Source organism: Streptomyces triticirhizae (genome assembly GCF_003696235.1).
Lineage (GTDB): Bacteria > Actinomycetota > Actinomycetes > Streptomycetales > Streptomycetaceae > Streptomyces > Streptomyces triticirhizae.
Map to the genome: position 1 here is coordinate 18,926 of NZ_RFFJ01000070.1, position 8,091 is coordinate 27,016.

The 8,091-nt window shown below is 71.8% G+C and carries 6 protein-coding genes; 5 read left to right on the forward strand and 1 reads right to left on the reverse strand.

The window, feature by feature from the left end; all coding sequences use genetic code 11:
• The 5 genes from EBN88_RS32585 (at window position 1) to EBN88_RS14530 (ending at window position 7,088) form a co-directional block, all read left to right on the forward strand.
• A complete protein-coding gene (locus EBN88_RS32585) occupies window positions 1-1,911 on the forward strand; it encodes a dipeptide/oligopeptide/nickel ABC transporter permease/ATP-binding protein (protein ID WP_122184295.1) in 1,911 nt (636 codons plus the stop codon).
• A complete protein-coding gene (locus EBN88_RS14515) occupies window positions 1,908-2,834 on the forward strand; it encodes an ABC transporter ATP-binding protein (RefSeq protein WP_122184296.1) in 927 nt (308 codons plus the stop codon). Before EBN88_RS32585 ends, EBN88_RS14515 begins: the two co-directional genes overlap by 4 nt.
• 277 nt (window positions 2,835-3,111) lie before the next feature.
• A complete protein-coding gene (locus tag EBN88_RS14520; protein WP_122184297.1) occupies window positions 3,112-5,583 on the forward strand; it encodes a beta-mannosidase in 2,472 nt (823 codons plus the stop codon).
• A 1-nt stretch (window position 5,584) separates the two neighbouring features.
• Window positions 5,585-6,427 (forward strand): LacI family DNA-binding transcriptional regulator, encoded by an 843-nt coding sequence (locus EBN88_RS14525; RefSeq protein ID WP_122184298.1) that lies wholly within the window; start codon window positions 5,585-5,587, stop codon window positions 6,425-6,427.
• A gap of 46 nt (window positions 6,428-6,473) precedes the next feature.
• A complete protein-coding gene (locus EBN88_RS14530) occupies window positions 6,474-7,088 on the forward strand; it encodes a DinB family protein (protein ID WP_122184299.1) in 615 nt (204 codons plus the stop codon).
• Window positions 7,089-7,110: 22 nt separating this feature from the next.
• Here EBN88_RS14530 and EBN88_RS14535 read toward each other — a convergent pair whose 3' ends face one another.
• Window positions 7,111-7,935 (reverse strand): aldo/keto reductase, encoded by an 825-nt coding sequence (locus EBN88_RS14535; RefSeq protein WP_122184300.1) that lies wholly within the window; start codon window positions 7,933-7,935, stop codon window positions 7,111-7,113.
• Window positions 7,936-8,091 lie beyond the last annotated feature (156 nt).

The following is an 8,091-nucleotide window of genomic DNA, read 5'->3' on the forward strand; positions in this document are numbered from 1 at the left end:
GTGACCAACCTCAGTCCGCTCCCCGGCGGCGCCGACGAGAGCGCGCCGCCCGTTGGGGGCACGACCGACCCGATCGCCACGGCACCGCGCCGGGGCAGGAACGGTCTGCGCGCCCTGCTGCCGAGCTGGTCGCCCAAGCTGGGCATCGGCCTGTTCCTGGTGCTGGGCATCGCGCTCTTCGGCATCGTCGGGCCGCCGTTCTTCCCGAACCCCAACGCCATCGACCCGATCGGCATGACGGAGCCCAGCGGCGAGTACCTGCTGGGCACCACCCAGACCGGCCAGGACGTGCTGGCCCAACTGGCGCACTCCACCCGGGGATCGCTACAGATCGGCCTGCTGGTCGGCGTGCTCGCCACGCTGCTCTCGGCGCTCTTCGGCATCGTCGGCGGCTATCTCGGCGGCGCGATCGACGAGGGCTTCTCCCTGTTCACCAACGTCATGCTGGTCATCCCGGGCCTGCCGCTGGTGATCGTGGTCGCCGGCTTCGTGCCGGCTGAGGACCGGGGCTGGTGGACGGTGGCGCTGGTGCTGGCCGTCACCGGCTGGGCCGCCGCCGCGCGGGTGCTGCGCGCCCAGACCCTCTCGCTGCGCAACCGCGACTATGTCGCGGCGGCGCGGGTGGCGGGGGAGAAGCGGTGGCGGATCGTCTCCGTCGAGATCCTGCCCAACCTGCTGCCGCTGCTGGCCTCGCAGTTCGTCTTCGCCGTGATCGCGGCGATCCTGGCCGAGGCCGGCCTGTCCTTCCTGGGCCTGGGCGCGTCCAACAGCCACACCCTGGGCACCATGCTCTACTTCGCCCAGAACGGCTTCGCGCTCCAGTACGAGGCCTGGTGGTGGTTCGTTCCGCCGGGGCTGCTGATCGCGCTCTTCGGCTGCGGCCTGGCGCTGATCAACTTCAGCATCGACGAGATCATCAACCCCAAGCTGCGGATCACCCGTCAGGTCAAGGCCGTTGGCGACGTCGCGGAGGCGGCCGTCGCCGGGCACGAGGCGGTCACCGAGTCGTCGCCCGACGAGCGCCGCGACGACCTGGTCCTCACGGTGCGGGGGCTCAACGTCGTCTACCGGAGCGAACGCCCGGTGCACGCCGTCAAGGACGTCTCGCTGACGCTGCGGCGCGGCGAGATCCTGGGCCTGGCCGGCGAGTCCGGCTGTGGCAAGACCACCCTCGCCTACGCGATCAACCGACTCCACCGGCCGCCGGCCGAGGTCACGGAGGGCTCCGTCACCTTCCACGACCGCTCCGGGCAGGACATCGACCTGCTGGCCCTGGAGAACGAGGAGTTGCGGGCGTTCCGCTGGTCCAAGCTGTCGATGGTCTTCCAGGGCGCGATGAACTCGCTCAACCCGGTGATCACCATCCACGAGCAGCTGGACGACGTGCTCACCACCCACGAGCCCGGCATGTCCAAGGAGGAACGGCGGGCGCGGTGCGCCGAGGTGCTGACCCTGGTGGGCGTCGACCCCCAGCGGCTCGACTCCTTCGCGCACGAGCTGTCGGGCGGGATGCGGCAGCGGGTCATGATCGCCATGGCCATGCTGCTCAACCCGCAGGTGATGATCATGGACGAGCCCACCACGGCGCTCGACGTGGTGGTCCAGCGCGGCATCCTGCGGGAGATCATCCGGCTGCGGGACGAGCTGGGCTTCGCGGTCATCTTCATCACCCACGACCTGCCGCTGCTCCTCGAACTCACCGACCGCATCGCGGTGATGAGGGCCGGTGAGATCGTCGAGTACGCGCCGGCCGAGGAGATCTACGCCAGCCCACGGCACGAGTACACCCGCAGGCTGCTGGAGTCCTTCCCGAGCCTGACGGGGGACCGTGGCTCCTTCATCCGCACCGGCGAGTCCGCCTCCCGGACCGAACCGCCGGCGGCGAGCGCGAACGAGAGGGCGCAGCCATGACCACACTGGAGGTCCGCGACCTGGTCAAGGACTACCCGATCCGCTCCGGGCTGCGCCGCTCGACGCTGCGCGCGGTCAACCACGTCTCGTTCACCCTCACCCCGGGCCGCACCGTGGCGCTGGTGGGGGAGTCGGGCTCGGGCAAGTCGACGGTGGCCAAGACCATCGCCCGGCTGGAGAAGCCGACCGGCGGGCGCATCGTGGCGACCAAGGAGGACGGCACCCCGGTCCGCGACCGGGAGTACCGCGACCACGTGCAGATGGTCTTCCAGGACCCGTTCGCCTCGCTCAACCCGTTCCACACCATCGAGCACCACCTGGCCAGGCCGCTGCGGCTGCACGGCCGGGCGCGGAGCGCGGAGGAGACCCGCAGGGGCGTGGCGCAACTGCTGGAGCGGGTCAACCTGACCCCGGCCGAGGACATGGCGCCCCGCCGGCCGCACGAGCTGTCCGGCGGCCAGCGTCAACGGGTCGCCATCGCGCGGGCGTTGGCGCCCGGGGCGCAGGTGGTGATCGCGGACGAGCCGGTCTCGATGCTGGACGTCTCGATCCGGCTGGGCGTGCTCAACCTGCTGGCCAGGCTCCAGCGCGAGGACAACCTCGCGGTGCTCTACATCACCCACGACCTGGCCACGGCCCGGCACTTCTCCGACGACATCCTGGTGATGTACCGGGGGCGGGTGGTGGAACGCGGCCCGGCCGACGAGGTGATCCTCAACCCGCGCCACTCCTATACCCAGTTGCTGGCCAAGGCGGCGCCCAACCCGGACGAGCGGGGCCGCTCGCTCGCCGACTCGCCGGGCGCCATCACCCGCGAGGACCTGGGGCGTGGCTTCGACCACACCACGGGCTCCTGGTACGAGTTCGACCGGCCGGTCTCCGTGCCCCTCCAGGGCGCCGGGCCGGAGGTCGCGCGCTCCTGAGCCGAGCGCCGGAGTGATGCGTGGGGGGCGGCGGTTCCGACCGCCGCCCCCCACGTGCCGGGGGTGATCCACGGTGATCACCGTCGAACGCCCTTCGCCCCGGAAGGTGTGATCTGGATCACGGAGGCTTCGAACAGGGTTAGCGATATATCCGCAGAAATCCGGCATTAAGTCCCAGGTGGAGAAGGGGTGGGAGGGGGGCGCTGTTGACTTACTTAATTCGGCACCATAACAATCTCATCCGGTCTGAGCCCGTCACCACCTGGGAGTAATCACGATGATCCGCCATGCCCTGCACGACGGTTGGCAGCTGACGGCGATCGCCGGTCCAGTACCGGAGAACATCTCCGGGCGCACCGTGCCCGCCCACGTGCCGGGCAGCGCCCACCTGGACCTGCTGAACGCCGGACTGATCAACGACCCCTACCAGAACCGCGTCGAGGAGGAGCTGGTCTGGGCGCACCGCACGGACTGGCGCTACACCACCACCGTCGACGCCCCGGCCGCCGCCGCCGACGAGCGCGTCGACCTGGTCTTCGACGGCCTCGACACCGTCGCCACCGTCGAGCTGGCCGGCCGCACCCTGGGCTCGACCGCGAACATGTTCCGCTCCTACCGCTACGACGTGCGCGAGCTGCTGGACGGCACCCCCGCCGAGCTGGCCGTCACCTTCCGCTCCGCGCTGGCCTACGCCGAGGAGGCCGAGCGCCGCCTCGGCCCGCGCCCGCACGTCTACCCGCACCCGTTCAACGCCGTCCGCAAGATGGCGTGCAGCTTCGGCTGGGACTGGGGCCCCGACCTCCAGACCGCCGGCATCTGGAAGCCCGTCACCCTGGAGCGCTGGCGCGTCGCCCGGCTGGCCAGCGTCCGCCCGCTGGCCAGCGTGACCGAGAACGGCACCGGCCGCCTGACCGTGCACGCCGACATCGAGCGCTCCGGCCTCGGCGAGGCCGGAGCGCTGACCGTGACCGCCACCGTGGCCGGGCACACCGCCACCACCACCGTGCCCGCCGACGCCACCAGCGCCACCGTCACCGTGGACGTCCCCGACGCCGAGCTGTGGTGGCCGGTCGGCTACGGCGACCAGCCGCTCTACGACGTCTCCGTCGTGCTGACCGCCGGCGACGACGAACTGGACACCTTCGAGCGCCGGGTCGGCTTCCGCACCATCACCGTGGACACCACCCCGGACGAGCACGGCACCCCGTTCACCTTCGTGGTCAACGGCCAGCCGATCTTCGCCAAGGGCGCCAACTGGATTCCCGACGACCACTTCCTGACCCGGATCACCCGGGAGCGGCTCGCCCGCCGCATCGACCAGGCCGTCGGCGCCAACATGAACATGCTCCGCATCTGGGGCGGCGGGATCTACGAGACCGACGACTTCTACGACCTGTGCGACGAGCGCGGCGTGCTGGTCTGGCAGGACTTCCTGCTGGCCTGCTCCACCTACGCCGAGGAGCCCGAGCTGTGGGCCGAGTTCGAGGCCGAGGCCAGGGAGAACGTCGCCCGCCTCACCCCGCACCCCTCGCTGGCGCTGTGGAACGGCGGCAACGAGAACCTCTGGGGCTACATGGACTGGGGCTGGCAGAGGGAACTGAACGGCGCCACCTGGGGCTACGGCTACTACACCGACCTCTTCCCCCGCGTCGTCGCCGAGCTGGACCCCGAGCGCCCCTACTCGACCGGCAGCCCGAACAGCCCCGGCTACCACCCCACCGAGCTGCACCCCAACGACCAGGACCACGGCACCCGCCACGAGTGGGAGGTGTGGAACCGCGTCGACTACACCACCTACCGCGACCACACCCCCCGGTTCTGCTCGGAGTTCGGCTTCCAGGGCCCGCCGACCTGGGCGACCCTCACCGACGCCATCACCGAGCGGCCGCTGACCGCCACCTCGCCCGCCTTCCTGCTCCACCAGAAGGCCGACGACGGCAACGGCAAGCTGGACCGCGGCATGGCCCCGCACCTGCCCGAGACCCACACCTTCGAGGACTGGCACTGGGCGACCCAGCTCAACCAGGCCAGGGCCGTCGTCTTCGGCATCGAGCACTTCCGCTCGCACTGGCCGCGCACCACCGGCTCGCTGGTCTGGCAGCTCAACGACTGCTGGCCGGTGACCTCCTGGGCGGCCATCGACGGCGACGAGCGGCCCAAGCCGCTGTACTACGGCCTCAAGCACGTCTACGCCCCCCGGCTGCTCACCTTCCAGCCCAGGAACGGGCGGACCGCGCTGGTCGCCGTGAACGACACCGGCGCCGAGTGGACCGGCGAACTCCGCCTGGAGCGGGTCACCCTCGACGGCGAGGTGCGCGAGACCGCTACCATCTCCCTCGGCGTGGCGGCCCGGGCGGCCGCCGAACTCGACGTGGCCGACTCGCTGTTGAAGGCGGCCGAAGCGCGACGGGAGGTACTGGTGGCGACGGTGGGCGAGACCCGCTCCTTCCACTACTTCGAGGAGGACCGCGACCTGGCCTACGACCCGGCGGCACTCTCCGCCGAGGTGACCCGGGTGGCCGACGGCTACCAGGTCGAGGTGACCGCCTCGTCCTTCGCCAGGGACGTCGCGCTGCTCGCCGACCGGGCCGCCCCGGACGCCGTCGTGGACGACGCGCTGGTCACCCTGCTCGCCGGCGAGTCGCACACCTTCCACGTGCGCACCGCCGCCGAGATCGACCCCGCCGAGCTGACCGGACCGCTGGTGCTGCGCTCCGTCAACTCGCTGCACGCGGCGGCGCGGAGCTGAGGTGGGACGTTCGGAGGCCGTCGGCCTGGTCCTGGCCAGGCCGGCGAGGCTGCTCGGGGTCGAGCCGTTCTTCATGGAGTTCATCGCCGGCATCGAGGAGACGCTGGCGGAACGCGGCCTGTCCGTGCTGCTCCATGTGGTCGCGACCCACGAGGAGGAGATCGCCACCCACCGCAGGTGGGCCGAGCGCGATCTGGTGGAGGCCGTCATCGTGGTCAACCTGACCGTCGGTGACCGGCGTCCCGATGTGCTCGCCGGTCTCGGGCTGCCCGCCATCATGGTGGGCGCCTGGGACGGCGGCCCCGACGTCCCCGCCGTGGTCACCGACAGCACCGGGCCGGTCCGCGAGGCGCTGGCCCGGCTGCTGGAGCTGGGCCACCGGCGCATCGCCCGGGTCACCGGGCCCAGCGACCTGGTCCACACCAGGGCCAGGACGGCGGCCCTCACGGACGGCTGCCGGGCCGCCGGGATCGAGCCGGTGATCGTCGAGGGCGACTACTCGGCCGAGTCCGGCGCCGAGTTGACCGAGAAGCTGCTGCGCCGCGCCGAGCGGCCCACCGCGATCATCTACGACAACGACGTGATGGCGGTGGCCGGGCTCGGGGCGGCCAAGGCGGCCGGCGTCCGCGTTCCCGAGCAGCTGTCGCTGCTGGCCTGGGACGACTCCACGATGTGCCGGCTGGCCTCGCCCGCGCTCTCCACGATGAGCGTGGACGTCCACCAGTTCGGCGTCTCGGTCGCCGAGTCCGTGCTGGAGCTGATCGACGGCCGGCCGGTCACCCCGCGCTGGTCGCCGGCGCCGCGCTTCGTTCCGCGGGGCACGACCGCTCCGGTCACCGGCTGAGGCCGCGCCGGCTGGACTGTCAGTGGCGGATGGCAGAGTGGGCGGCATGACGAGCACCACGGCCCACCCGGTCGACCCCGACGGCGCGACGAAGGCCCACCTGCTGCACTATCTGCGGCAGGCCAGGGACACCCTGATCTGGAAGCTCGACGGGCTCTCGGAGTACGACCTGCGCCGGCCCCTCACCCCCACCGGCACCAACCTGCTGGGCCTGGTCAAGCACGCGACCCTCGTCGAGCACGACTACTTCGGCGTGGTCTTCGACCAGCCGGTCGAGCCGCTCTCCTGGACCTTCCACGAGGACGAGCCCAATGTCGACATGTGGGCCACCGCCGAGCAGTCCAGCCGGGATCTGGTCGCCGAGTACCGCAGGGTCGGGGAGCACTCCGACGCGGTGATCGAGCGGCTGCCGCTGGAGACGCCCGGGCGGGTGCCCTGGTGGGCACCGGAGCGGGCCGAGGTCACCCTGCACCGGATCGCGGTCCACACGATCGTCGACCTCCAACGGCACGCCGGGCACGCCGACATCCTGCGGGAGCTGATCGACGGCGCGGTCGCCCTGCGCACCCCGGGGGACAACCTGCCCTCGACGGACGCCGACTGGTGGGCCGACTACCGCCGGCGGCTGGAGGACGTGGCGCGCGGGTTCATAGCCGACTGACGAGGCCGCCCGGGCGCGCCGCTCAGCCGAAGGTGTCGGGGTGCGGCCCGGTGCGCAGGTCCGACTCCAGGGCGGCGATCGTCGCCATGTCCTCCTCGTCCAGCGTGAAGCCGAGGACGTCCAGGTTCTGCCGGATGCGCTCGGGCGTCACCGACTTGGGGATGACGACGTTCCCGAGCTGGAGGTGCCAACGGAGCACCGCCTGGGCGGGGGTGACGTCGTGCCGCTCGGCGACCCGGCCGAGCGACGCGTCCCGCAGCAGCCCGCCCTTGGCCAGCGGGCTCCACGCCTCGGTGGCGATCCCGTGCTCCCGGTGGAAGGCCCGCAGCTCCACCTGCGGCAGCCCCGGGTGCAGCTCCACCTGGTTGACGGCCGGCACGATCCCGGTCTCGTCCATCAGCCGTTGGAGGTGTGTCACCTGGAAGTTGGAGACCCCGATGGCGCGGACGCGGCCGTCCGCGTACAGCCGCTCCAGGGCCCGCCAGGTGTCGACATAGCGATCCTGTTCCGGCGCCGGCCAGTGGATGAGATAGAGGTCGAGCCGGTCGAGCCCGAGCCGCTCCAGCGAGGCGTCGAAGGCGGCGAGCGCCCGGTCGTGGCCCTGGTCGTCGTTCCACAGCTTGGTGGTGACGAAGAGCTGGTCGCGGGGGATGCCCGAGGCGGCGAGCGCCTGCCCGACGCCCCGCTCGTTGCCGTAGGCGGCGGCGGTGTCGATGCTCCGGTAGCCCGCCTCCAGGGCGGTCCCCACGGCCTGGGCCGTCTCGTCGTCGGGTACCTGGAAGACGCCGAAGCCGAGCTGCGGCATGGTGACGCCGTTGTTCAGGGTGACATCCGGGATCGACGGCATGACGGCTCTCCTCGCTGGTCCTCACCGGTCTACGGCGCCGTGCGGCACCCCCTCCGCTGACCACGCTAGGGCGCCGCCGCCGGCCCGGCCATTCGGGCGGCCGCCTCCGGCGCGGCCCCGGCCTCGGGGCTCAGCCCGGCCCGCCCCCGCCGGCCC